Genomic DNA, 22,128 nt, shown 5'->3' with positions numbered 1-22,128 from the left:
GGCGGGGTCGTGCGTGTCAAGGGCGTTAGGATGCAGCGCACACCAACGAACCGAGGAGTGGCAGCCGTGGCGAAGGCACTCGACCTCAAGGTCTCCCCAGCTCGGGTGGAGGGCCGCAACAACGCGGTCGAGGCTTACCGCGCCCTCCAGGAAGCGCTGACCGTGGGGCAGTTCCCGGCCGGCAGCCGGCTGCCCGGCGAGCGCACCCTGGCCGCCGAGCTCGGGGTCAGCCGGGCCACGCTGCGGCAGGTGCTCAGCGCCCTGGCCGATGCCGGGCGGATCCTGCCGTCGCCGCAGCGCGGCTGGTTCGTCGGCGAGAACCGGCTCGTGCACGAGCCCAACCGGCTGCGCGGGCTCAGCGAGGTCGCGCGCGAGCGCGGCATGGAGGCGACGTCCCGGGTCGTGCGGGCCGCGGTCCGCCCGGCCACCCTGGCCGAGGCGGAGGTCCTGGGCATCGACGCCGCCCAGCCGGTGGTCGACCTGCGCCGGGTCAGGTTCCTGGACGGCTCGCCGCTCAGTGTCGACCACTCGTGCCTCGATGCCGCCCGGGTGCCCGGCATCGAGGACGTCGACTTCACCGGCCAGTCGCTCTACGACGTGCTGCGCGACCGGTATGACATCGCGGCCAGCCGGTGCGACTACGAGCTCGCGGCGGAGGCGGTCAAGGCGCGGGAGGCCAAGGTGCTCGGCCTCGAGCCCGGCGATCCGGTGCTGGTCGGCTACCAGAAGACCTTCGACCAGCACGATCAGTGCTTCGACGTGGGCCGCCAGCTGTACCGCGGCGACTCCTACCGGTTCCAGGCGTCGCTGTTCCGCTTCTAACCCTTCATCGCGCCCGATGCCATTCCCTGCATCAGCCGCTTCTGCACGACGAGGAAGAAGATCACCACGGGGATCGTGAAGATCACGCTCGCCGCCATCACTCCGCCCCAGTCGGTGTAGTAGCTGGAGAAGTACTGCTGCAGGGCGACAGGGAGCGTTTCGATCTCGGGCCGCTGCATGTACGTCGCCGAGAACATGAGCTCGTTCCACGACGTGATGAACGCGTAGACGGAGCTCGCCGCCAGCCCCGGCCAGGCCAGCGGGAACACGATCGACCAGACGGCGCGTAGCCGGCTCGCCCCGTCGACCAGGGCGGCCTCTTCCAGCTCGTATGGGATCTCCACGACGAACGAGCGCAGCATGAACGTGCACAGGCCCACGGTCAGAGCCAGGTGGCTCAGGGTCAGCCCCTGGAATGTGTTGAGCAGGCCGGCGTTGCGGAACAGCGTGAACAACGGGATGACGAGGATGGTCTGCGGCAGCAACTGCGTGACGAGGATGACAACCGTGAGGATGTGCCGGGTCCGCAGCCGGTAGCGGGCCAGGGCGTAGCCCGCCAGCAGGGCGATCAGGCCGGTCAGCACCGTCGTCGCCACGGCGACGATGAGGGAGTTGCGGAACTGGGTGGGGATGTTGCCGTCGAGCAGGTGCGTGTACCGCTCCACGGTCGGCGACGTGACGATGAACCGGGGGGTGCGGGTGAACAGCTCGCTGTCGGGCTTGACCGACGTGACCAGCATCCAGAAGAACGGGAACAGGCTGCTCACCACGATCACGGCAACGAGCAGGAACAGCGCACCACGGCGCAACAGCGACGTCATCGAACGTCCTCTCGGTTCAGCCGGACGTACAGCACGCTCACCGCGGCCAGCATGAGGAACAGGACCACGGCCATGGCCGCGGCGGAGCCCTGGTCGAGCTGGGCGAACGCCTCGAGCCAGGTCAGCAGGGACAACACCTCGGTCGAGTGGTCCGGGCCGCCGGGCGGTGTGGTCATCACCAGGAAGTGGTCGAAGGACTGATACGCCCAGATGGTCGAGATCGTGGTCATCACGACCAGCAGGGGACGGATCATCGGCAGCCGGATCCGTCGCAGGATCTGCCAGGCGCTGGCGCCGTCGACCCGGGCCGCCTCCACCACTTCACCGTGGGTGCCGCGCAGCCCGGCGAACAGGGAGACCGCCACGAAGGGGACCGAGTGCCAGACGACAGCGATCGTGATGGCCACCATGGCCGGTGTACCCGTGCTGAACCAGGAGTAGCCCTTGAAGGAGTCGAGGCCGAACCAGTTGACCAGCAGCCAGTTGACCACGCCGTACTGGTCGTCGAACAGCCACTTCCAGACGATGCCCGACGCGACCCGCGGCATGGCCCACGGGAGCAGCACGATGACGCTGAGCACCCTGGCCGCGCGGGGTGCGGAGTCAAGGACCAGGGCGATGGCCAGGCTCAGCAGAATCGTGGTGACGACCACCGCGGCCGCGAACAGGGTCGTGCGCAGCAGCGCGGCGGTGTAGTTCGGGTCGGCGAAGATGTCGCGGTAGTTCTGCAGCCCGACGAACGGTCCACTCTGCAGGTACTCACCGTCGAAGAACGACAGCCAGATCGTGCGCGCCACGGGGTATCCGACCACGCCGACGATCACCGCGAGCAGAGGCGCCAGGAAGGCCCACGGCAGGAATCGTTTCTCGAAGCTCTGCTGCCGGTGCGGCAAGCGCGGCGCGCGCAGCGCCCTCGGGATGGCCGAGGACGCCGCGCGACGGATCGTGGTCCTCACATTCTCAACCAATTGCCTGGTTCACCTGGTCCGCGAGTTCCTTCATGGCGACGTCGGCCGTCTTCTTGCCGCTCATGATCGATTGCATGGCGTTCACGATGGAGTTGGCCCCTTCGACCTTGCCCCAAGTGGCCACCGGCGGAATGGAACGGGTGTGGTCGGCCTGTTCGGCGTACGCCTTGAACAGCGGGGCGGAGAACGACCCGGTGGCCTTCTCCTGGGCCAGTGCGTCGTTCGTCGCCGGGAGCAGGCCCAGGTTCGAGGTGACCGGCACGAGGTTCTCCTTGGTCATCATGAACTTCACGAAGTCGTTCGCCACCGCCTTGTTGTTGCACTCGCGGAACACGGCGAGGTTGCTGCCGCCGGCGAACGTGTCGTTGTTCCCACCCGGGCCCTTGGGCAGGACGGCCGTGGCCAGCTTGCCCTCCAGGTCGGGGCTCTGCTTGAGAATGGTCCGCAGATCCCACGATCCGCCGACCATCATCGCCGTCTGGCCCAGGCCCATGGACTTGTCGACGTCGGCCGCGGTCCAGGCCGAGGCGCCGGCGGGCGACAGGCGATCCTTGGTCAGCAGGTCGGAGTAGAACTGGAACGCCTGGACGGACTGCGTCGAGCCGGCCTCGGAGACCCACTTGTCGCCGCTCTGCTTGGCGATCTCCCCGCCCCAGTTCCAGATCAGCGGCAGGTAGTACCAGTGCGCGCCGCCGATGATGCCGAACCCGTTGACGCCCTGGTTCTTCGCCTGAATGGCGAGGGCGTCCTCGCGCAGCTCCTGCCAGGTGGCGGGGGCCGCCGTCTTGCCGATCGCCTCGAGCATGTCCTTGCGGTAGATGAGGGCGCGGACACCGGTGTCATAGGGAACGGCGTACGACTTGCCCTTGAAGATGGTCGACTCGATCATGCCGGGCACGTAGGTGCCCTGCAGCGTCTTGGGGTCGTTGGCGTAGACCTCGAGGGCGTTGAGTGCCGCGAATTCGGGGGTCCAGGTGTTGCCGATGAGCGCGACACAGGGGACGCTGCCGCCGGCGATCGAGGTCAGGTACGTCTGGTGTGCGTCTTTACCGAGGAACCGGAGGTTCACCTTGGTCCCCGGGTGTGCGGCGGCGTAGTCGTCCGCCAGCTTCTGCATGATTGGCTGCTGGGCGTCCCCGATGGGGTCGCCCATCCAGAAGTCGATGCTTCCCTTGATCTCGCCCGAGCTGTTTGCGCCCGAGTCGCTTGCTCCGCCACAGGCCGCGAGGGCCAGAGCCCCCGCCAGCCCGATGGCCACGGCGACACGGCCGCGCCATAAGTTCCTTGCACGCATCGCTGCTCTCCTCTGCTCGGGACCGAAGACCTGCTAAGCGCGGGGTACGCGGTGCCTCCGGACCTGTCAACCTGCCCGGCTGTCTGACAGCCGGATAAGTTGTCCCTCAGGGTGCACCGTGGTGAGGTGGATCGCAAGGGCCTCCGCTCGGTTCGTTACGAAGTTTCCTTGCGCCCGGGGCCCACGGTTTGGTACACACGCGGGAGTGATCAGTTTAGGATCACCGCTGGTCAGAGCGGTGTCGGACGGCCGCAAGGCGGCTCGGAAGGATGAACATGTAGTAACACGACTCAGTATCTTGACCTTGTGCTAGCAGGTCAAGAATGGTTTGGTCGTAGGCATGTTCCTGCGGTTCACCTCGCGGACCAACGCCGACGGCGCGGTGGTGCGCTACGTCGCCCTGGCCCACAACCGGCGGGTGGACGGGCAGATCAAGCCGGACGTACTGATGAATCTGGGCCGGGAGGACCAGGTTGACGTGGCCGGGCTGCAGCGGCTGGCCGCGTCGATCGGCAGGCACTTCGGCGGCGGCGATCCGGCCGGTGCCGCGCCGGCGGGTGCGGCCGCCAGGGCCGCGTCGCTGGAGGTCGTCGATGTCCGGACCATCGGAGCCACCTGGCTGCTCGACGCGCTGTGGCACCGCCTCGACGTGGGCGCGGCGGTGCGTGCGGCCACCGGCGCGCGGCGGTTCACCGCCAACCTGGAACGGGTGTTGTTCGCGCTGGTCGCCCACCGGGCGGTGGCCCCGACGAGCGGGCTGCCGGCCGCGGAATGGGTGCGCGAGGAGGCCGCCGTGCCGGGACTATCCACAATGGACGATGAACACGTCCGCCGGGCGATGGATCTGCTCGTGGACGCGGACACGCAGGCGCGGGTGCAGGAGTCGCTGTTCCTCGCCGTGACCGACCGGCTCGACCCGTTGTTCTTCGACACCATCGAGTTCGCCTGCGGCGACGGGGAGCGGGTCGTCGTCGGCCTGGCCACGACCAAGGAAGGCATCCCGGTCCGCTGCTGGTGCTGGCCGGGCGGCGCCGGTGCCGGCTACGTCCCGGCCGAGGTCCGCGACGACCTGCTGGACCGGCATCCGGGCCGGGTCATCACGTTGGTCGAGCGCGGCTTCTCCGGCGCGGACGACCTGGCCGGCCTGGGTCGCGCCGGCGATCACTACATGGCCGGGATGCGTATGTGCGACGGCAACCGCCTCGTCGAGGCGGTGTTGTCCCGCTCGGGCCGCTACCGGTACGTCCGCGACGATCTGCGCGTCCGGGAGGTCCGCATCGACGGTCAGGACGCCCGGTTCGTCGTCTGCCACGACCCGGATCAGGCGCAGCGCGACCGCCGGCAGCGCGACGAGGCGATCGTCCACATCCAAGCCGAACTGGCCCGGATCGCCGACCAGTGCGCCGGAGACGAAGCCGGCCGCGTGCTGGCCGAGTGCGCGCTACGCGACCACCCCACCCTCGGCCGCTGGCTGATCCGGCGGCCCGACGGACGCCTGAAGGTGGACCTGGCGAAGGTCAAGGCCGAGGCCAGGCTCGACGGCAAGTACCTCATCGCCACCTCCGACCCGCACGTCAGCGCCGAAGACGTCGCCTTGGGCTACAAGAACCTCCTGGAAGCCCGCGGCCTCAAGGCGTGGCTGCTGCCCGGAGCGGCCGCCCACAGCTCGGGACACCGCATCCGCGCGCACGTGCTGATCTGGTGGCTGGCCCTGCTGCTGACCCGCATCGCCGAGCAGTCCTGCGGCCAGACCTGGCGGACCATCAACCGGCAGCTCGGGCGGGTGGCCCAGGTGACCCTCACCGGTTCGGCCGGCACCGTCACCCAGACCACGCCGCTGAGCCCCGAGCAGGCGGCCATCTACCGGGCGCTGACCATCCAGCCGCCGGCCCGGGTCACCGCGTCCGCCCCCGGTCGCCGACGAGCTCGCGGGCATTCTCGCTGAGCACGGCCGAGCGATGCGTGTCGCCGAGATACTCGCGCAAGAGGTTGAAGCGCTCGGCCACCTCGTCGAGCGACGAGAACGGGAAGTCCGTTCCCAGCACGACCCGCGAGTCGTCGACGAAGGACAGGAGCGCGCCGAGGTCGGCGGCGGTGTGGGACAGGGCGGTGTCATAGCGAAACGCCGCCAGCGCGCGCAGGACGCCCTGCGCGGCGACGGCCGCGAGCTCCGGCATGCCTTCGGCCAGCACCATGCGCGGAGCGACGACCGGCATCGCGCCGCCGCAGTGCGAGAAGACCCACCGGATCCGCGGAAATCGGCGCGGCACATCGGTGAGGAGCAGGTTCGTGATGAGGCGCGTCGAGTCGAAGAGATACTCCAGGACCGACGGCCGGAGGGGGATCTCGCCCTCGGGCCACCACGCGGGCAGCACCGGGTGCACGTGGATGAAGGCACCGCGGTCGTTCAGGGTCTCCAGCAGGCCGTCGAACTTGGGATGGCCGACGTACGACCCGGCGTAGCTGGTGAGCAGGCCGACGCCGACGAACTCCGGCCGGTCGAACACCCGCTCGATCTCGGTGAGCGCGGCATCGACCGAGGGCAGCGGCAGGCAGGCGACCGCCGCGAACCGCCCGTCGCCGTCGCGGACCACCTCGGTGAGCTCGTCGTTGGTGTCCTGGCACAGGGCCGTGGTGAAGGTCTGATCGCCGAAGTAGAACCCGGGTGAGGCGACGGACAGCACGGCCAGGTCGATGCCCAGCCGATCCATCATCCGGACCGAGTCCGCCGGCTCCCACACCGGAAACGGTGCGCCCGGCTGAGCCTGGATGCCCAGCGCCGTCAACCGGCTGACATAGGACGCCAACGGCGCGTGGTGGTGAAAGTCGACGATGGTCATGACACCAGCTCTCGGACGGCACGGATGGTTCGCAAGAGGTCTTCGGGCCCGCCCGCCTCGTGGCCGTTGAACTGCCACACGGTCATCTCCTTGGGCCCGGCAAAGGCATTGTATGCAGCGAAAACGGTGGAAGGCGGGCTCACGACGTCATGCAGGGCGACGCAGAACCGGCCGGGACAGGTGGCTCGCCGCGCGAAGGACACGGCGTCGAAATAGGCGAGGGTCTCGAAGGCGCGCTCCACCGAACCGCGGTGGGCGGCCAGCCATTTGACGATCTCCCCATGGGGACTGTGGTCCGTCACCTCGACCGCGCGCCGGAAGGCGGACAGGAACGGCACATGCGGCATCGCCAGGCGGACATCGTCCCGCAGGCCGGCCGCCACGAGCGCCATGGCACCCCCCTGGCTGCGTCCCGTCACCGCGATCCGGTCGCGCGCCACGGCCTCGTGGGTCGTCACGGCATCGACGAACCGGTACGCGTCGGTGAACAGGCGGCGGTAGTAGTACCGCTCGGGATCGAGGATGTCCCTGGTCATGAACCCCGGCGCGGACGGGCCCGCCCCATGCGGGTCCGCGGTGTGGCCGGCCCGCAGGGCGCTGCCCTGGCCGCGGGAGTCCATGACGGCGTGCGCGAAGCCGGCACTGGCGTAGGCGAGCGACTCGACCGGGTGCCCGCGTCCGCTGCCGTAGCCCAGGTACTCCACCACGAGCGGCAGGGGGCCGGTTCGCTCGTGCGGCAGCAGCAGCCACCCCCGTACGTCGTCCCCGGCGTATCCGCCGAAGGTGACGTCGTACACGTCAACGGTCCGGACCAGGGCGTCCACCGGCTCAAACCGCGGATTGAGGGGATGAGCGCCCTGTTCGTGCAGGGTCCGGCTCCAGAAGGCGTCGAAGTCCCCGGGCTCGGGGTGCGGGTACTCGTACTGCACCAGTTGGTCGAGGGGGAGGTCTACCCGCATTGCACGACTCCTGTCCGACTGTCCGACAGGAGTCTAAGCAATGACGACCGCGGCGGGGAAGGGACAACCTGTCATGCAACCTGATAGCCTGCCAGGCGAGTGAAGCCAGGAGCTACAGGTGGAGGAACGGGCATGGCGCGGACAGTCGCCTCCGGGTACGACGTCATTGCCGTCTCGGGTGACCCGGAAGAGCGGGGATACCAGTACGGCCTCGCTGCGAAGACCCGGATCGAGCAAGCGTTGCGGACCTATGCCGACGTGTTCCGGCACTACGCATCGTGGGACTGGGACGCCGTGCGGCGACACGGACTCCGGTTCGCCGGTCCTATCGAGGACTTCTCGCCGGCGTCCGCGCGGGAGATCCGGGCGATCGCCCGCGGGGCCGGCGTCGAGGTGGCCGACATCCTGGCCCTGAACACCCGCAGCGAGATCATGTTCGCCGCTCCCGGGCGAGCCCGGGCGGTGGCATCCACCGAGTGCACGTCATTCGCGCTGACCCCCGAGCGCACGACCTCCGGTGCCGCGCTGATGGGGCAGAACTGGGACTGGATCGAGGGGGCCCGGGAAACCGCGATCGTGCTGCAGGTGCACCGGGACGACGGCCCGGACTTCGTCACGGTGGTCGAGGCCGGGATGCTGGCGAAGGTCGGGATCAACTCCAGCGGGGTCGGCCTGTGCACCAACACCCTCATCTCGGACGGCGACGAGGGCCGGTTCGGCGTTCCCTACCACGTGCTGCTGCGATCGGTGCTCGACAGCGACAGCGGTGCGGAGGCCGCCCAGCGGATTCAATCCACATCGCGGGCAAATTCCGCAAATTATCTCATCGCGGACGCGGGCGGGTTCTGCGCGGACATAGAGACCGGACCGGGCGACGGCCCGTGCGGCGTGATCACTCCCGTCGACGGTGTGGTCACGCACGCCAACCACTTCCTGGTCGACGGTCTCACGGGGGTGGACCGCTATCTCGAGCGCAAGGCACACACGCGCAACCGGCTGCACCACCTGACCGCGCGCGTGCAGCAACACGACACGCACACGATCGAGAGCCTGCAGGAGGCGCTGGCCGACCACGCGGACGCACCGCACAGCGTGTGCCAGCACCCGGACGCGGCACAGCCCGTGGCCGAGCGCACCTGCACCATCGCGGGGATCGTGATGGACCTGTCGGCTCGCTCGCTGGTGTACGCCGCCGGCAGCCCGTGCGAGTCGACCTGGTCAGTGCCGGTGCGCTTCGATGCCTAAGTCTGACCGGCCGGCTGCCCGACAGGCTGTTAACCTGGCAGCCGTGAAGGTGATCCCTGTCGCGCAGCGCACCGCGGCGGAACACGTGCGATCGCAACTCGTCGAACTCATCGAGTCGGGTGAGTTCGCGGTGGGTCAGCGGCTGCCCTCCGAGGCCGAGCTGTCCAAGTCGTTCGCGGTCAGCCGTTCGGTGATCCGTGAGGCTCTGCACAGCGTGAACGCGCTCGGTCTCACCCGTTCGTACGCCGGCAAGGGCACGTTCGTCGACGCGCAGTTCGCGCCGTCCCAACTGCTGACCGGCAAGTATCTCCCCCGCGACCTGCACGAGGTCCGTCGGACGCTGGAGGTGCCCTTGGCCGCCCTCGCGGCCGAGCGCCGTTCACGGACCGACCTCAAGGCGATGACCGAGCTGCTCGTGCGGTTCCGTGAGGAGCAGGACCCCTCCATCCGAGTCGGCATCGACGCCGACTTCCACGTGGCCATCGCCACCGCGACCGCCAACCCGCTGTTCCCCAGGCTGGTCTCGGAACTCCGCTCGGTCCTGCAGGAGCAGGCCATAGCCGCGGCCGCCGTACCGGGCCGGGCGACCCAGGCGGCCGACGAGCACGACGCCATCCTCGCCGCCATCTCGAAGCGCGACGCCGACGCGGCGGCCAATGCGATGAAGCTGCACCTGGCCGCCGTGGAGGACACCGTGACCAAGCCCGGACGCCGGAAGTAGCAGCGCACTCGGGGACGTCCTGACCGCCCGTCAGGACTACTGCTGGTGACCGGGACTCCTCTCTCCGGGGCGTCCTGTCGTGCGAGGTCACCGCACTCGATCGTGCTGCTGGCGCGTGCCCTTACCAGAGGGGCACCTGATCGGGATGCAGGATGATTCGGTGCCGCTCGGTGGCCTCGGCCTGTTCGCGGTCCCAGGACTCGGGCCCCAGCCTGAGCCCCGGCCTGGCCCAGACGTCATGGGAGTCACCCGCCAACCAGGCACCGAACCATTCAGGCAGGGTGAGATGCAGCTTGCACGACTCGTACTCATCCGACCACCACATCTGCCCCTGCGGGTGCCGGCAGTCCAGCAACGCCCACATCGCACAGCCGAGATCGCAGAAGAACACGACACCGCGCGGCGGCGGCGGGTGTTCGCCTGGCTCGGCCTCAGCGCTGACAAGCTCCAGGTACCCATCGACCATGGGAATGTTGGACCAGCTGTTCGCCAAGCCCTGGATGCCGCCGTGAGGTCCGATACCACCATCGCCGAGCTCACGGTAGATGCGGCGCAACAACGGCGGCAGGCGATATCCGATCACCGCCTCGGCATCCCTGATGACCTGCTCGGAGACCGGCGGAGGCAACAACGACGCGGGCGGCGAATCCGTCGGGCGACCTGCCTCCACCCGCGCCCGAATCGCATCGAAGATCTCGTCCTCAGTCATGCTGCCGGTCCCCTCAGCGTGAGCGTGTCCACCACGATGGTGGCCGAACCGGCGCGTCATCGGGGTACGCCACGACGCAACGAGCAACGATGCGCGTGTCCACCGCAGTGCCACCGAGACTACGGTGTACTCGTGGCGATCATGGACGTGCACAACGACTCCGCCGGGTTGCTGGTGCTCTGGTTGGAGCCGTGGGGAGAGGACCGCTGGCTGAAACCGGGCGAAACGTTCCACGTCCGCTCCGACTACGACGGCGCCGATGCACCCTTCACTGTCGACCGCTTCGAGGACGACGACGACCGGGCGGCCGGCATCGCGAACATCGCCGTCTGCGTGAACGAAGGAAGCGCCGAAGTCACCGACAGCACCGGCACCCGTCTCGAGAGCGGCCATCAGCGCCCAGAGGAAATCACCAGGAAGTGGAGCGCGCTGCGGCAGCAGATGAGCGGCGACACGGCCTCGAACCCGATGCCGGAGGGAGGCCCGAAACGGAGCTTCTACGTTGACCGAGGGCACTCTGTGACCGATTGATCGCCAAACCGGAGGCCGTAGACCGGCCAGCGCCCAGCGCTTGCGGCTTGATCGACCCGGCTCAGATCTCACCGGCTGCGCGCTCATGCCGCCAGTGAACTCGCTGCGCACGCCGTGCATCGGCCTTGTGACACCACGGACAGCTGGCGCAGCGCTCCAGGAGGTTGCGGGAAACGGCCCTCGCCACCGGGCCGATGACCAGGTGTTGCCGTGCGATCCGTTACCGTGGGCTGGTGTGCGTGGAAGTTGAGGACGTCTTGCGAGCGGCCGCGGATGCCGCAAACTGCCGAACCGACCGTTTCGCGTACCAGCTTGCGTAGCGCTGCACGGCGGCAGGTGGTCGACGGGTTGGCGGACCGGATCCTCGCGCTGCGGCTGGAGCACCCGACGCGGGTCGGGATCGACGGTCACTCCGCTGCCGGCAAGACGACGCTGGCCGACGAGGTGGCCACCGCCCTGCGAGGGAAGACGGCGCGGCCCGTGCTCCGAGTCGCGGTCGACCACTTCAAACAGCATGTCGACCTGCGCACGCGGTATCCGTCCGGCTCGCCGGAGAGCTACTACTTCGAGATGTACGACGTCGACGCGATCCGCAATGAGCTGTTGGTGCCGCTCGGTCCCGGCGGCGACCGCCGCTACCGCACCCAGATCATGGACATCAGCGGTCGCACGCCCGTCGACTCCGGCGTCCAGGTGGCCTCGGACGACGCGATCCTGATCGCGGATGGCGGCTTCCTGCAGAAGCCGGCCCTGGTGCGGCACTGGGACCTGCGGGTCTACCTCCACATCGACGTGGCGGACGTGCTGTCCCGCGGCACGGCCCGTGACCAGGCGTGGATGGACTCGGCGGAGGCCGCCGCCGAGCGGTACCGCACATACTACATCCCCGGCGAGGAGCTCTACCTGGCCGAGATCCGCCCCGCCGAACAGGCCGACATCGTCATCGACAACCGGAACTTCGACGACCCCCGCATCATGCCGAGGAGCAGGACCGAACAGCGGTGAACTGAACCGTCAGCGGCCGGTGGTGCCGTCGAGGTGTTCGCGGAGGATGTCGGCGTGGCCGGCGTGGCGGGCGGTCTCCTCGATGAGGTGGACCAGGATCCAGCGCAGGGACGGGCCGCCGGCGCGTAGCGGCCTGGTGAGGTCGGGGCAGGACTCGACGAGTTCGTTGGCGCGGGTGATGGTCTGCCGGTAGTCGGTGAGGATGCTCTCGACGGTGTCCTTGGTGGTGGGCCGCATGGTGCGGCGGAGGCTGGTGATGCGGTCGCCGAAGAAGTAGTACCGCTCCACGTGCGCCAGGTGTTTGGCGAGGCCGAGCAGGTTGGTGCCGGAGGGGACGCCCGCGGTGCGGGCCTGCGGCTCGGGGGCGCCGGAGACCTTGGCGGTGATCGCGTCGCGCAGGTAGTTGAGGAAGCCCAGCAGGACCGACTTCTCGTCGGGGGCGGTCGACGGTGGTCCGGAGTCTCGGTGCGCCATGTCGCCAAGCATCGCCGCCGGGGTTGCGTCACGGCGAAGGAACGTGCGGATCCGCAACAGGCGGCAGCGCCGCGTAGCCGGCGAGGAGGATGTCGACGGCCTCGGTGAAGCGGTGGTCGAAGTCCAGGCCGGCGCGGGTGGTGATGACCTCCAGGAGGTTGGGGAACTCGGCCGGGTCGAGGTCGCCGGCGTGCTCGTCGAGGTTGGGGTCGGAGTCCTCGTGGCCGGGGGTGCGGCCGGCCTCGGCGAGGGTGTGCCCGATCGTGAACGTGGCCACGACGTTCACGACGTCCATGGCGCGGCCGAGGGGCAGGCCGGCGGCGCGCATCGCGGCCAGCCAGCGCTCCGACATGCGCAGCGCGTCGGGGGAGTTCACGGGGCGGGTCGCGGCGAGGGGGAGCACGCCGGGGTGGGCGAGCAGCGCGACCCGCAGCGAGTGCGCGAAGGACCGCATCCACGGCACCCAGTCGTCGAAGTCCACGGACAGTCCGGCGAAGGCGTGCTCCATCACCCGGTCGACCAGGCCGTCGAGCAGCGCGTCCTTGTTCGGTACGTGCCGGTAGAGCGACATCGCCTCCACGCCGAGGTGCGCGCCCAGCTTGCGCATCGACAGCGCCGGCAGGCCGTGGGTGTCGACGTAGTCCAGCGCGGCGTCGAGGACCCGCTCCCGGCTCAGTCCGGCCTTCGGCACACGCGCTCCCTTGACGATGTTTACGGCGTAAGCAAAGCTACCAGACAGCGGGATGCTTACACCGTAAACATGGAGGCTGACGTGCTCGCCCTCGCCCTGATCCTGATCCTTGCCGTGGTTGCCTACTTCCTGGTGACGACGCTGGTCGACCTGTACCCGTTCAACAACGTGCGCGACGCGAAGCGCGAGGAGCAGCGCACCGAGGTCGCGATCAACGCGCCGGTCATGGCGCTGCCCGCGGTGCTGCTCGGGCTCGGGAAGGTGCTGCACCTGCCGGTCCTCGGCTACGCCGCCGGCACCCTCGCCGCGCTCTCCGTGGCCGGCGGGCTGATCCTGTGGTGGATGCCGTACCTCGCCGGCCGCACCGCACCGTGGGCGACCGCCGGCACCGGCGTGACCTGGGCTGAGCTGCACGCCCGTACCTACGCCCGCACCGTCACCGTCCTGCCCCGCATCGGCGACCGCCCCCGGCCCAACCTGGAGCACATGATCCTGCACACCCTGATGCTCGCCGCGGCCGTCTGTACCTTTGCGGCGGTGTGAAAACCCGGGTATGCAAGGTGCATGGACCCCGATGAAGTGGCCCGCCGCTGCGCGCGGACCGTGTGGGACGGCGACGAGGCAAGCCGCGCGCTCGGCATGCGGCTCGGCGACGTCTCGCCCGGCCGGGCGACGATCGAGATGCGCGTCCGCGACGACATGGCCAACGGGCACGGCATCTGTCACGGCGGGCTCATCGCGAGCCTCGCCGACAGCGCGTTCGCGATCGCCTGCAACACCTACGACGAGGTGACCGTGGCCGCCGGCTTCGACGTCACGTTCGTCGCGCCCGCGAAGCCCGGCGACGACCTGACCGCCGTCGCGCAGGAGCGGGTCCGGCAGGGGCGCAGCGGCCTGTACGACGTCACCGTGCGCACCGCTGACGGGTCGGTCATCGCCGAGTTCCGCGGCCGCAGCAGAGCACTCGGCCGCCGCATCCTGGAAGGGCAGGAACGAGCGTGAGAGACCTGAGCCCGCACCCCGGCGACCTGGAGCCGATCGAGACCGCGTCCGTCGACGAGCTGCGCGCCCTGCAGCTCAAGCGGCTCCGGTGGACGCTGCGGCACGCGTACGACAACGTGCCCCTCTACAAGCGCAAGTTCGACGAGGCCGGAGTGCACCCGGACGACTGCCGCTCGCTCGAGGACCTGGCGCGTTACCCGTACACGACGAAACAGGACCTCAGGGAGAGCTATCCCTTCGGGATGTTCGCGGTCCCCAGGGAGCGCATCGCCCGCATCCACGCATCCAGTGGCACCACCGGGCAGCCCACCGTCGTCGGCTACACGAAGGCCGACGTGGACATGTGGTCCGACGTGATGGCCCGCTCGATCCGCGCGGCGGGCGGGCGCCCCGGCCACCGGGTCCACGTCGCCTACGGATACGGCCTGTTCACCGGCGGGCTCGGCGCGCACTACGGCGCGGAGCGGCTCGGCTGCGCCGTCATCCCGGTGTCCGGCGGCATGACCGAGCGGCAGGTGCGGCTCATCGTCGACTTCGAGCCCGACATCATCATGGTCACCCCGTCCTACATGCTGACGATCCTCGACGAGCTCGACCGGCAGGGCGTGGACCCGAAGCGGCTGAGCCTGCAGGTCGGCATCTTCGGCGCGGAGCCGTGGACCGAGGACATGCGCCGCGAGGTCGAGGAGCGGCTCGACATGCACGCCGTGGACATCTACGGGCTGTCGGAGGTGATCGGGCCCGGGGTCGCGCAGGAGTGCGTGGAGACGAAGGACGGCCTGCACGTCTGGGAGGACCACTTCTACCCCGAGATCGTCGACCCGGTCTTCGACCATGTGCTGCCCGACGGTGAGCGCGGCGAGCTGGTCTTCACGTCACTGACGAAGGAGGCGCTGCCGATCATCCGGTACCGCACCCGCGACCTGAGTCGCCTGCTGCCCGGCACCGCCCGCACGATGCGCCGGATGGAGAAGGTCACCGGCCGCTCCGACGACATGATGATCCTGCGCGGCGTCAACGTGTTCCCGACCCAGATCGAGGAGCTGATCCTGCGGGTGCCGGGCCTCGCCCCGCACTACGTCTGCGTCATCGACCGGCCCGGCCGCCTCGACGAGTTGACCGTCCGCGTGGAGGCCCGCACCGAGCCCGTCGACGACACGCTCGCCGCGCAGCTCGCCGCGCAGCTCGTCGCGCTGGTGAAGCACAACGTCGGCGTCACGGTACGGGTGCAGGTGCTGCCGCCCGGCGGGCTGGAGCGCTCGGTCGGCAAGGCGAAGCGCATCCTCGACAACCGCCCGCGGTGAACTACGTCCTGGTGCACAGCCCGCTGCTGGGGCCCGCGTCGTGGGCGCCGGTGGCGGCGCTGCTCGATGCGGCGGTGCCGGCGTTGCACGAGATGCCCCCGTCCGGTCAGGCGATCGTGGAGCGGGTCGTCGCCTCGGCCGGGGAAGGCCCGGTGATCCTCGTGGCGCACAGCAACGCCGGCTACTTCATGCCGGCCGTGGTCGGCGCGATGCCGCGGCGGGTCGCGGCATGCGTGTTCGTGGACGCGTCGCTGCCCGCCCGCACCGGCCCGACCACGGGCATCGTCGCGCCCGGCGTGCTGGACCGGCTGCGGGACAGGGTCGTCGACGGCCTGCTCCCACCGTGGACGACTTGGTGGCCCGGCGCCGACTTCGCCGAGCTCGTCCCGGACCCGCTGATCAGGCGCGCGGTCGAGGCCGAGCAGCCGCGGATTCCGCTCTGGTACTACGAGCAGCGGCTTCCCGTCCCGGCCGGTTGGGACGCGGTGCCGTGCGGGTATCTCCGGTTCTCCGCGCACTACGCGCCGGCCGCGGCGCAGGCCGAGGACCGCGGCTGGCTCGTCGAGCACCTCCCGGGCCAACACCTGCACCAGCTCGTCGACCCGCGAGCGGTCGCCGACCGCCTCATCGCCATGGGCACCGCGCTGAGCGGCAGGAGCTGACCGCCCGCCCGGTTGCGCATTCGCCGTTCCGGTCCTGCCCGGCGGGGCACGCCCATAGGATCAAGGCGCGAACACCCACAGCCGTGAACGGCCGGGTCCGCGCGGCCGCCAGTTCTAGGGAGCGGGCGTATGGCGACGATGCTGTACCGTCTCGGCGTCGTCGTGGCGCGCCGTCGCTGGGTCGTGCTGGGCGGCTGGGCCGCGGTCCTGGTCGCCATCGCGGTGTCGGCGGCGGTGCTGGCCAAGCCGACGACGTCCGCGATCAGCATCCCCGGCACCGAGTCGCAGCGGGCGATCGAGCTGCTGTCGAAGAAGTTCCCCGGCACCGGCGGCGCCAGCGCGCGGATCGTGGTGGCCGCCCCGCCGGGGCACACGCTCGACGAGGCCGAGTACACCGCCCGCGCGGCCGACGCGCTCGTGGCGCTGGCGAAGGCGCCGCAGGTCATCGCGGTGACCGGGTTCAACGAGGCGACGCTGAGCGCGGACAAGCGGATCGCGTTCGCCGACGTCCAGTACGCCGTGCCCGTCTCGGAGGTCACGCAGGAGGCGAAGGACGCCTTGGAGCGGCTGGCGGGCCCGGCCCGGGCCGCCGGGCTGCGGGTGGAGTTCTCCGGCGGTGTCGTGTCCACCACCGAGGCCCACGGCGCCAGCAGCGAACTGTACGGGGTGATCATCGCGTACCTGGTGCTGGCGCTGACCCTCGGCGGGCTGGTCATCGCCGGGATGCCGCTGCTCAACGCCGGTGTCGGCGTCGGCATCGGGATGCTCGGCATCCAGGTCGTGACCGGGTTCGTGGAGCTGAACTCGACCGCGCCCGCCCTCGCCACGATGCTGGGCCTGGCGGTCGGCATCGACTACGCGCTGTTCATCGTGGCCCGGCACCGCCAGCAGCTGCGCGACGGCATGCAGGTCGAGGAGTCGATCGCCACCGCGACCGCCACCGCCGGCAGCGCCGTGATCTTCGCCGGTGTCACGGTCATCATCGCGCTGTGCGGCCTCGCCGTGGCCGGCATCCCGTTCCTGACCGTCATGGGCCTGTGTGCCGCGGCCACCGTCGCCGTCACCGTCGTCCTCGCCGTCACGCTCACGCCCGCCATCCTCGCTGTCGCCGGCCACCGGATCACCGCCAGCCGCATCAGGACGCTCAACCGGCGCGCCGAGCCGAAGGCCCACCCGTTCGGCGCGCGGTGGGCGCGGATCGCGACCGCCCGGCCGTGGCTGACCGTCGTCGCCTGCCTCGCCGTCGTCGGCGGCATGGCGCTGCCCGTGCTCGACATGCGTCTCGGCCTGCCGTCCGACGGCACCAAGTCCACCGGCACCACCGAACGCCGCGCCTACGACCTGCTCACCAAGGGCTTCGGGCCGGGGTTCAACGCGCCGCTCACCCTCGTGCTGCACGGGCCGGGCCGCACCGACATGAAGGCCATCGGCGAGCAGGCCGCGCCGCTGCTGCGCGCCGACCCCGACGTCGCCGTCGCCGTCCCGGCCGCCACCAACCAGGCCGGGGACGTGGTGATCCTGTCGGTCATCCCGAAGTCCGGGCCCGACTCGCAGCAGACCAAGGACCTCGTCCGGCGCATCCGCGCCGCCGGCGAGCAGGCCAGGCAGCAGGCCGGGATCACCGCGTACGTCACCGGCACCACCGCCGTCAACAACGACGTCTCCGACAAGCTCAGCGCCGCCCTGGCCCCGTTCCTGGTGCTCATCGTCGTGCTCGCGCTGCTGCTGTTGCTGCTGGTGTTCCGGTCGATCCTCGTGCCGGTGAAGGCGGTCGCCGGGTTCCTGCTGTCCCTCGGCGCGTCGCTGGGCGCGGTCACCTGGGTGTTCCAGCAGGGGCACGCCGGCGGCGTGTTCGGCGTGCAGGCGCCCGCCCCGATCCTGAGCTTCCTGCCCGTCCTCGTCATCGGCATCCTGTTCGGGCTGGCGATGGACTACGAGGTGTTCCTCGTCTCCCGCATCAAGGAGGCCTTCACCCACCACGGCGACGCCCGCCGCGCCATCGGCGACGGCATGCGCGACAGCGCTCGCGTCGTCACCGCCGCCGGCCTCATCATGGCCGCCGTCTTCACCGCGTTCATCTTCGGCGGCGACGTCATCATCAAGGCCATCGGCTTCTCCCTCGCCGTCGGCGTCGCCGTCGACGCGTTCATCGTCCGCATGACCCTCGTCCCGGCGGTGCTGCACATCCTCGGCCGCGGCGCCTGGTGGCTGCCGAGGCCGCTGCAACGGCTGCTGCCGAACGTCGACGTCGAAGGCGCGACCCTGGTGCGACCGGTGGTCGTGATCAAGAAGGCGCCGGAGCCGGTCAGCGCCAGCGGATCTGCGCGGAACGGTGGTAGTTGACGCCGTCGGCGTCCCAGCGCGGCCCATACGCGGCGAGCCGGCGGGCGAAGGAATCCCAGTCGTGCGCCGACCGCGGCGACCAGCCCAGCTCGGCGACCGCCGCCAGGCGCGGGAACGCCATGGCCTCGACGTCGGCGTAGGAGCGGAGCGTCTCCGACCACAGCGGCGCCTCGATCCCGAGCACCGCCGCCTCCGGCACACCCTCCATGTAGGTGCCGGGATCCCAGCCGTACACGTCGGCGACGTCGACGCAGCCCGCCCAGTCGTAACCGATCTCCATGCCGGGCTCGTACTTCATGTCCAGGTACACGCGGTGCGCCGGCGACAGCAGGACCCGCTGCCCGCGCGCCACCGCGGACGCCATCGCCGGATCGCTCGACGCGCGCCCCCAGTACTGCGGCACCGTCGACACCGGAGGGTCCGGCGAGCGCAGGATCTCATGCCACCCCATCACGGACTTGCCGAGGTCCGCGACCATCGGCAGCACCCGGTCCAGGAACCGCAGCCGTTCGTCCTCCGGCGTCGCGTGGGTTTCGTCGGTACCGAGGTGCAGGTACTCGCCCGGCGTCAGCGCGGCCACCTCCCGCAGCACGTCACCCATGAACCGGTACGTGACCTCCTTGCCGGTGGCCAGCGAGCTGAACCCGGTCGCGTCGCCCCGCCCGGTGAACACCGCCGGCGCCACCCCGTCGGCGTTGAGCTCCGGGTAGGACGCGAGCGCCGCGGTCGTGTGCCCCGGCACGTCGATCTCCGGCACGACGGTGATGTGCCGCGCCGCCGCGTACGCGACCAGGTCCCGGTAGTCGTCCTGCGTGTAGTACCCGCCGCCCCCGCCGCCGACCTGCGTGCCGCCGCCGACCGTCGCCAGCCGCGGCCAGCTACGGATCTCGATGCGCCAGCCCTGGTCGTCGGTGAGGTGCAGGTGCAGGACGTTGAGCTTGAACCGCGCCAGCTGGTCGACGAACCGCTTGACCTCCGCCACCGTGTAGAAGTGCCGCGACATGTCGAGCATCGCCCCGCGGTGCGCGAACCGCGGCTCGTCCCGCACCTCTCCACCGGCGATGACCCGGTCCGAGTGCAGCTGCAGCAGGGTCTGCACCCCGGCGAACAGCCCGGCCGGCGTCCCCGCCGCCAGCGTCACCCGCTCCTTGCCGACGCACAGGCGGTAGCCCTCCGGGTGCGTCACGGCGGCCTCGTCGAGCGTCAGCGCGATCGCCCCGCCGGTCCCTTCGACGACCGAGATGTCCAGCTGCGCCGCGAGGTGCTCCGCGACCGGCACACCGGCACCGGTCGCGGACACCACGGTCGCGGAGGTCAGTGTGAAGCTCTCCGCCGGCACCGGCTTGACGTACACCGGCGCGGGAATGATCGCATCCATCGATGCACGGTAACGCCCCTCTTACGGCAGGGTCCAGTTCTGGTTGGTCTGGCCGTTGCAGGTCCAGATCTGGATCTGGGCGCCGTCGGCGGTGGACTGGCCGGCGACGTCGAGGCACCTGCCGGTGTCGGGGTTGACGAGGCGCCGCCCGTCCCGGGTCCAGCGCTGGTGGCCGTTGCCGTTGCAGTCCCACAGCTGGACCTTCGTGCCGTCCGCTGCGGTGCCGCCGGTCACGTCCAGGCACTTGCCGAGCGCCCGCAGCGTGCCGTCGGTGCCGACCGTCCAGCGCTGGGCGTTGGTGCCGTTGCAGCTGTACAGCTGGATCTTTGTGCCGTTCGCGGTGCCGGCGGCGGCGACGTCGAGGCACTTGCCGGCCAGGCCGGTGATTGGTCCCGTGCCGGGCGCGGGGTCGGTGCCGCCGCCGATGTGGATCTCGCCGCGGTTGAGCACGCGCGGGTCGTAGTAGGTGCGCTTGACGGCGTCGTTGGTGTTCCAGGCCGGGTCGGTGAGCCAGCTGATCCAGACGCTGAAGAACGTCCAGCGCGGCTGGGCGGTGATGGTCTCCGGCGTGGGTACGGTGCCGACCTCCGACAGGCCGATCGGCTTGCCGCCGGCGATGCCCAGCATGGCGTTGTACCAGGCCTGCGTCGGCTGCTTGTTGACCCACGCGTCGAGCGTCGCGAGGTCCACATAGGACGCTCCGGGCCAGTAGTCGGCGACGTGGCTCTCGCCGCCCGCGATGTCCTTGAGGTTCCAGACCCAGACGAGGTTGTTCAGGCCCTTGGTGCCGGACAGGTAGTCGTGGGTGATCTGGAACAGCTTGCGGCTGCCGTTCGCGCCGGGGCGACCGCCCCACCACGACCAGCCCTCGTTCATCTCGTGCTGCGGGCGGAACAGCACCGGGATCCCACTGTTCTTGAGGTCCTGCAGGTAGGGCACGGCCTCGTCGAGGCGGCGCTTGAAGGCGGTGTTGAGGGCGGTGCCGTTGGTGACGAGCTCGTTCCACTGCGCGTCGCTGAGCCTGCTCATGATGGCGCCGGTGCCGTAGTCCCAGTGGCAGGACTGCGCGACCGTCGGCGGGCACATGTGCCACACCAGGGCGGGGATGGAGCCGGCCGCCCACACCGCCTTCGCCTGGGCGATGACGGCCGGCCGGGCGTTGATGTCGTTCTGCTCGAAGGCGAAGTCGCCGGCCCACGACCCCGGGTATTCGCCGGTGATGTCGTGCACCTTCTGCTGCCAGGTGTTCGGTGCCGAGCTGGGCCCGTCCTGCTGGCCGGACAGGATGTTGCGGCCGGTGATGCTCTGCAGGTAGGTGACGACGTCGGCGACGGTGGCGGTGCCACTGGGCGTCGGCGTCGCCGCGGCGGGTACGGCCGAGGCCGCCGCCCAGACGACGACGGCCGACACCGCGAACGCGGCAAGTCGCATGAGGGGTTCCTTCCGCTGGCGGTCGGTGCGAACTGAACCGAGTAAGTCAGCTAAAACGGGTTAAGTCAACCGGCTACAGTTGCGCGTGATCGAGCGACGGATCTTCGGGCTGACCCGCACGCTGCGGGCCGCCGTGCCGGGTGACGTCCAGCGGATTTTGATGTCGGCCGAGCCCGCGGACGATCCCTCGTACACCTGGCGCGACGATGACCGCAGGGTGGCGGTTGTGGTGTCGGTCATCGATGCCAACCACTGTCAGGTCGCGCTGCTGGACGGCGGGCGCTGGCACGACCTGGTCGACTCCGACGAGCCGGGGCTGGCGTGGGTGTCGTTGACGGGCATTCCTGGGGTTGTGCCGAGCGCGTCGGTCCTGCCGTGCCGGTTCGCGGTCGACGCCCTGGAGACGGTTACCATCGGCGCCGGGTTCGACCACCTGCGGGCCAGCCGGCGGTGGCGGGTCGCGCCGGCGTGGGTGGACGACCGGCGCGGGTACCTGCTGCGGGATCTCGTCGAGGTGCTGTGGGACGCGGCTGGCGCGCTGCCTGTTGATGAACCGGCGGCCGCTGCCGGACCGGTCGGGTTGCGGCATCTGGCGCGGGTGCAGCGGCTGCACAACCGCGCCATGGGTGGTGGTTTGGGTGCTGTACTGGCCGAGTTCCCGCCGGACCGGTTCGACGCCGCCGTGCGGGGCTTCGCCTACCTCGGCATGACCGACCTGCGGGAGGTGCTGCGCGACGCCGACGACGACGCCTACGAGCGGCTCGCCTCGCCGGACGGGGAGGACGCCGGAGCGATCCGGGCGGCGGTGCAGCGCAAGCTCGACACCGCGCCCTGGGAGTTCGGGGTGACCGACGTGCCGCGGCTCGCCGGCACCGACTTCCTCCGCCCGGCCGGCCGCACCCGGTAGCGGGTCGGCCGGTTCCGCCGG

Annotated in this window: 22 protein-coding genes; 12 read left to right on the top strand and 10 right to left on the bottom strand. The window is 70.2% G+C overall.

The features are described from left to right. The first annotated feature begins 66 nt into the window (after positions 1–66). Positions 67–822 carry a GntR family transcriptional regulator gene (locus ACQEVZ_RS46795; RefSeq protein ID WP_433380544.1) on the top strand — a complete coding sequence of 252 codons (756 nt, stop codon included), beginning with the start codon at positions 67–69 and terminating at the stop codon, positions 820–822. On the opposite strand, the gene ACQEVZ_RS46790 is transcribed toward ACQEVZ_RS46795, so the two are convergent. From ACQEVZ_RS46790 to ACQEVZ_RS46780, 3 genes are read right to left on the bottom strand one after another with little or no spacing between them, the layout of a single operon-like run. Continuing rightward, positions 819–1,643: a carbohydrate ABC transporter permease gene (locus tag ACQEVZ_RS46790; protein ID WP_344509856.1), complete on the bottom strand. Its 825-nt coding sequence runs from the start codon at positions 1,641–1,643 to the stop codon at positions 819–821. The two genes, ACQEVZ_RS46795 and ACQEVZ_RS46790, sit on opposite strands and share 4 nt — an antisense overlap. Then, on the bottom strand, positions 1,640–2,599 hold the full coding sequence (locus ACQEVZ_RS46785; RefSeq protein WP_433380540.1) for a carbohydrate ABC transporter permease: 960 nt from the start codon (positions 2,597–2,599) through the stop codon (positions 1,640–1,642). The genes ACQEVZ_RS46790 and ACQEVZ_RS46785 overlap by 4 nt, the downstream gene beginning before the upstream one ends. 4 nt (positions 2,600–2,603) lie before the next feature. Then, on the bottom strand, positions 2,604–3,728 hold the full coding sequence (locus ACQEVZ_RS46780) for an extracellular solute-binding protein (RefSeq protein WP_433380537.1): 1,125 nt from the start codon (positions 3,726–3,728) through the stop codon (positions 2,604–2,606). 517 nt (positions 3,729–4,245) lie between these two features. Between ACQEVZ_RS46780 and ACQEVZ_RS46775 the strand changes: the two genes are divergently transcribed. Continuing rightward, entirely contained in the window at positions 4,246–5,850 is a 1,605-nt protein-coding gene (locus ACQEVZ_RS46775; protein ID WP_433380534.1) for an IS1634 family transposase, read from the top strand. Here ACQEVZ_RS46775 and ACQEVZ_RS46770 read toward each other — a convergent pair. Together ACQEVZ_RS46770 and ACQEVZ_RS46765 are read right to left on the bottom strand one after the other, a co-directional pair. Further along, positions 5,801–6,745 (bottom strand): amidohydrolase family protein, encoded by a 945-nt coding sequence (locus tag ACQEVZ_RS46770; protein ID WP_354898402.1) that lies wholly within the window; start codon positions 6,743–6,745, stop codon positions 5,801–5,803. The genes ACQEVZ_RS46775 and ACQEVZ_RS46770 overlap by 50 nt on opposite strands. After that, complete coding sequence (locus ACQEVZ_RS46765) at positions 6,742–7,704, bottom strand: acetylxylan esterase (RefSeq protein WP_433380531.1); 963 nt, start codon at positions 7,702–7,704, stop codon at positions 6,742–6,744. Before ACQEVZ_RS46765 ends, ACQEVZ_RS46770 begins: the two co-directional genes overlap by 4 nt. 132 nt (positions 7,705–7,836) lie before the next feature. On the opposite strand from ACQEVZ_RS46765, the gene ACQEVZ_RS46760 reads away from it, so the two are divergent. Both ACQEVZ_RS46760 and ACQEVZ_RS46755 read left to right on the top strand, forming a co-directional pair. After that, the gene (locus ACQEVZ_RS46760) at positions 7,837–8,949 is read left to right on the top strand and encodes a C45 family peptidase (RefSeq protein ID WP_354898408.1); all 1,113 of its coding nucleotides are present in this window, start codon (positions 7,837–7,839) and stop codon (positions 8,947–8,949) included. A 43-nt stretch (positions 8,950–8,992) separates the two neighbouring features. After that, positions 8,993–9,670 (top strand): FadR/GntR family transcriptional regulator, encoded by a 678-nt coding sequence (locus tag ACQEVZ_RS46755; protein WP_344509870.1) that lies wholly within the window; start codon positions 8,993–8,995, stop codon positions 9,668–9,670. A 121-nt stretch (positions 9,671–9,791) separates the two neighbouring features. Here the strand turns inward: ACQEVZ_RS46755 and ACQEVZ_RS46750 are convergent, their stop codons facing one another. Continuing rightward, positions 9,792–10,379 (bottom strand): SMI1/KNR4 family protein, encoded by a 588-nt coding sequence (locus ACQEVZ_RS46750; protein ID WP_433380526.1) that lies wholly within the window; start codon positions 10,377–10,379, stop codon positions 9,792–9,794. 132 nt (positions 10,380–10,511) lie between these two features. On the opposite strand from ACQEVZ_RS46750, the gene ACQEVZ_RS46745 reads away from it, so the two are divergent. Both ACQEVZ_RS46745 and ACQEVZ_RS46740 read left to right on the top strand, forming a co-directional pair. After that, a complete protein-coding gene (locus ACQEVZ_RS46745; protein ID WP_433380523.1) occupies positions 10,512–10,910 on the top strand; it encodes a hypothetical protein in 399 nt (132 codons plus the stop codon). A 312-nt stretch (positions 10,911–11,222) separates the two neighbouring features. Continuing rightward, positions 11,223–11,915 carry a uridylate kinase gene (locus ACQEVZ_RS46740; RefSeq protein ID WP_433380520.1) on the top strand — a complete coding sequence of 231 codons (693 nt, stop codon included), beginning with the start codon at positions 11,223–11,225 and terminating at the stop codon, positions 11,913–11,915. A gap of 9 nt (positions 11,916–11,924) precedes the next feature. On the opposite strand, the gene ACQEVZ_RS46735 is transcribed toward ACQEVZ_RS46740, so the two are convergent. Both ACQEVZ_RS46735 and ACQEVZ_RS46730 read right to left on the bottom strand, forming a co-directional pair. After that, positions 11,925–12,389, bottom strand: a complete 465-nt coding sequence (locus ACQEVZ_RS46735) for a DinB family protein (RefSeq protein WP_344509876.1) — start codon at positions 12,387–12,389, stop codon at positions 11,925–11,927. A gap of 28 nt (positions 12,390–12,417) precedes the next feature. Further along, on the bottom strand, positions 12,418–13,080 hold the full coding sequence (locus ACQEVZ_RS46730; protein WP_433380516.1) for a TetR/AcrR family transcriptional regulator C-terminal domain-containing protein: 663 nt from the start codon (positions 13,078–13,080) through the stop codon (positions 12,418–12,420). 69 nt (positions 13,081–13,149) lie between these two features. Between ACQEVZ_RS46730 and ACQEVZ_RS46725 the strand changes: the two genes are divergently transcribed. The 5 genes from ACQEVZ_RS46725 to ACQEVZ_RS46705 all read left to right on the top strand — a co-directional run bounded on the left by ACQEVZ_RS46725 (position 13,150) and on the right by ACQEVZ_RS46705 (position 18,391). Then, positions 13,150–13,623 carry a hypothetical protein gene (locus ACQEVZ_RS46725; protein WP_433380513.1) on the top strand — a complete coding sequence of 158 codons (474 nt, stop codon included), beginning with the start codon at positions 13,150–13,152 and terminating at the stop codon, positions 13,621–13,623. 21 nt (positions 13,624–13,644) lie between these two features. Further along, complete coding sequence (paaI, locus tag ACQEVZ_RS46720) at positions 13,645–14,082, top strand: hydroxyphenylacetyl-CoA thioesterase PaaI (protein WP_433380510.1); 438 nt, start codon at positions 13,645–13,647, stop codon at positions 14,080–14,082. Next, positions 14,079–15,386 carry a phenylacetate--CoA ligase PaaK gene (gene paaK / locus ACQEVZ_RS46715; protein WP_433380507.1) on the top strand — a complete coding sequence of 436 codons (1,308 nt, stop codon included), beginning with the start codon at positions 14,079–14,081 and terminating at the stop codon, positions 15,384–15,386. The genes paaI and paaK overlap by 4 nt, the downstream gene beginning before the upstream one ends. Next, positions 15,383–16,048 (top strand): alpha/beta hydrolase, encoded by a 666-nt coding sequence (locus ACQEVZ_RS46710; RefSeq protein WP_433380504.1) that lies wholly within the window; start codon positions 15,383–15,385, stop codon positions 16,046–16,048. Before paaK ends, ACQEVZ_RS46710 begins: the two co-directional genes overlap by 4 nt. A gap of 129 nt (positions 16,049–16,177) precedes the next feature. Then, on the top strand, positions 16,178–18,391 hold the full coding sequence (locus tag ACQEVZ_RS46705; RefSeq protein WP_433380501.1) for an MMPL family transporter: 2,214 nt from the start codon (positions 16,178–16,180) through the stop codon (positions 18,389–18,391). Here ACQEVZ_RS46705 and ACQEVZ_RS46700 read toward each other — a convergent pair. After that, positions 18,354–19,769, bottom strand: a complete 1,416-nt coding sequence (locus ACQEVZ_RS46700; protein WP_433380498.1) for a beta-N-acetylhexosaminidase — start codon at positions 19,767–19,769, stop codon at positions 18,354–18,356. The two genes, ACQEVZ_RS46705 and ACQEVZ_RS46700, sit on opposite strands and share 38 nt — an antisense overlap. Positions 19,770–19,790: 21 nt before the next feature. Beyond that, positions 19,791–21,200, bottom strand: a complete 1,410-nt coding sequence (locus ACQEVZ_RS46695; protein ID WP_433380495.1) for a lectin — start codon at positions 21,198–21,200, stop codon at positions 19,791–19,793. An 85-nt stretch (positions 21,201–21,285) separates the two neighbouring features. Between ACQEVZ_RS46695 and ACQEVZ_RS46690 the strand changes: the two genes are divergently transcribed. After that, positions 21,286–22,107, top strand: coding sequence for a hypothetical protein (locus ACQEVZ_RS46690; RefSeq protein WP_433380492.1), 822 nt, complete (start codon positions 21,286–21,288; stop codon positions 22,105–22,107). Positions 22,108–22,128: the final 21 nt, after the last annotated feature.

This window comes from Dactylosporangium sp. CA-152071 (assembly GCF_050936335.1).
Taxonomy (GTDB): Bacteria; Actinomycetota; Actinomycetes; order Mycobacteriales; family Micromonosporaceae; genus Dactylosporangium; species Dactylosporangium maewongense.
Note: the sequence above shows the minus strand (reverse complement) of the source record. Positions and strands in the feature narration are given on the sequence as shown.

Bases quoted from the DNA above. Each gene is read 5' to 3' on its own strand.
- ACQEVZ_RS46790 (WP_344509856.1), bottom strand. From the start codon at position 1,643: ATGACGTCGCTGTTGCGCCGTGGTGCGCTGTTCCTGCTCGTTGCCGTG.
- ACQEVZ_RS46780 (WP_433380537.1), bottom strand. From the start codon at position 3,728: ATGCAGAAGCTGGCGGACGACTACGCCGCCGCACACCCGGGGACCAAG.
- ACQEVZ_RS46775 (WP_433380534.1), top strand. From the start codon at position 4,246: ATGTTCCTGCGGTTCACCTCGCGGACCAACGCCGACGGCGCGGTGGTG.
- ACQEVZ_RS46770 (WP_354898402.1), bottom strand. From the start codon at position 6,745: ATGACCATCGTCGACTTTCACCACCACGCGCCGTTGGCGTCCTATGTC.
- ACQEVZ_RS46765 (WP_433380531.1), bottom strand. From the start codon at position 7,704: ATGCGGGTAGACCTCCCCCTCGACCAACTGGTGCAGTACGAGTACCCG.
- ACQEVZ_RS46760 (WP_354898408.1), top strand. From the start codon at position 7,837: ATGGCGCGGACAGTCGCCTCCGGGTACGACGTCATTGCCGTCTCGGGT.
- ACQEVZ_RS46750 (WP_433380526.1), bottom strand. From the start codon at position 10,379: ATGACTGAGGACGAGATCTTCGATGCGATTCGGGCGCGGGTGGAGGCA.
- ACQEVZ_RS46735 (WP_344509876.1), bottom strand. From the start codon at position 12,389: ATGGCGCACCGAGACTCCGGACCACCGTCGACCGCCCCCGACGAGAAG.
- ACQEVZ_RS46725 (WP_433380513.1), top strand. From the start codon at position 13,150: ATGGAGGCTGACGTGCTCGCCCTCGCCCTGATCCTGATCCTTGCCGTG.
- paaI (WP_433380510.1), top strand. From the start codon at position 13,645: ATGGACCCCGATGAAGTGGCCCGCCGCTGCGCGCGGACCGTGTGGGAC.
- ACQEVZ_RS46705 (WP_433380501.1), top strand. From the start codon at position 16,178: ATGGCGACGATGCTGTACCGTCTCGGCGTCGTCGTGGCGCGCCGTCGC.
- ACQEVZ_RS46700 (WP_433380498.1), bottom strand. From the start codon at position 19,769: ATGGATGCGATCATTCCCGCGCCGGTGTACGTCAAGCCGGTGCCGGCG.
- ACQEVZ_RS46695 (WP_433380495.1), bottom strand. From the start codon at position 21,200: ATGCGACTTGCCGCGTTCGCGGTGTCGGCCGTCGTCGTCTGGGCGGCG.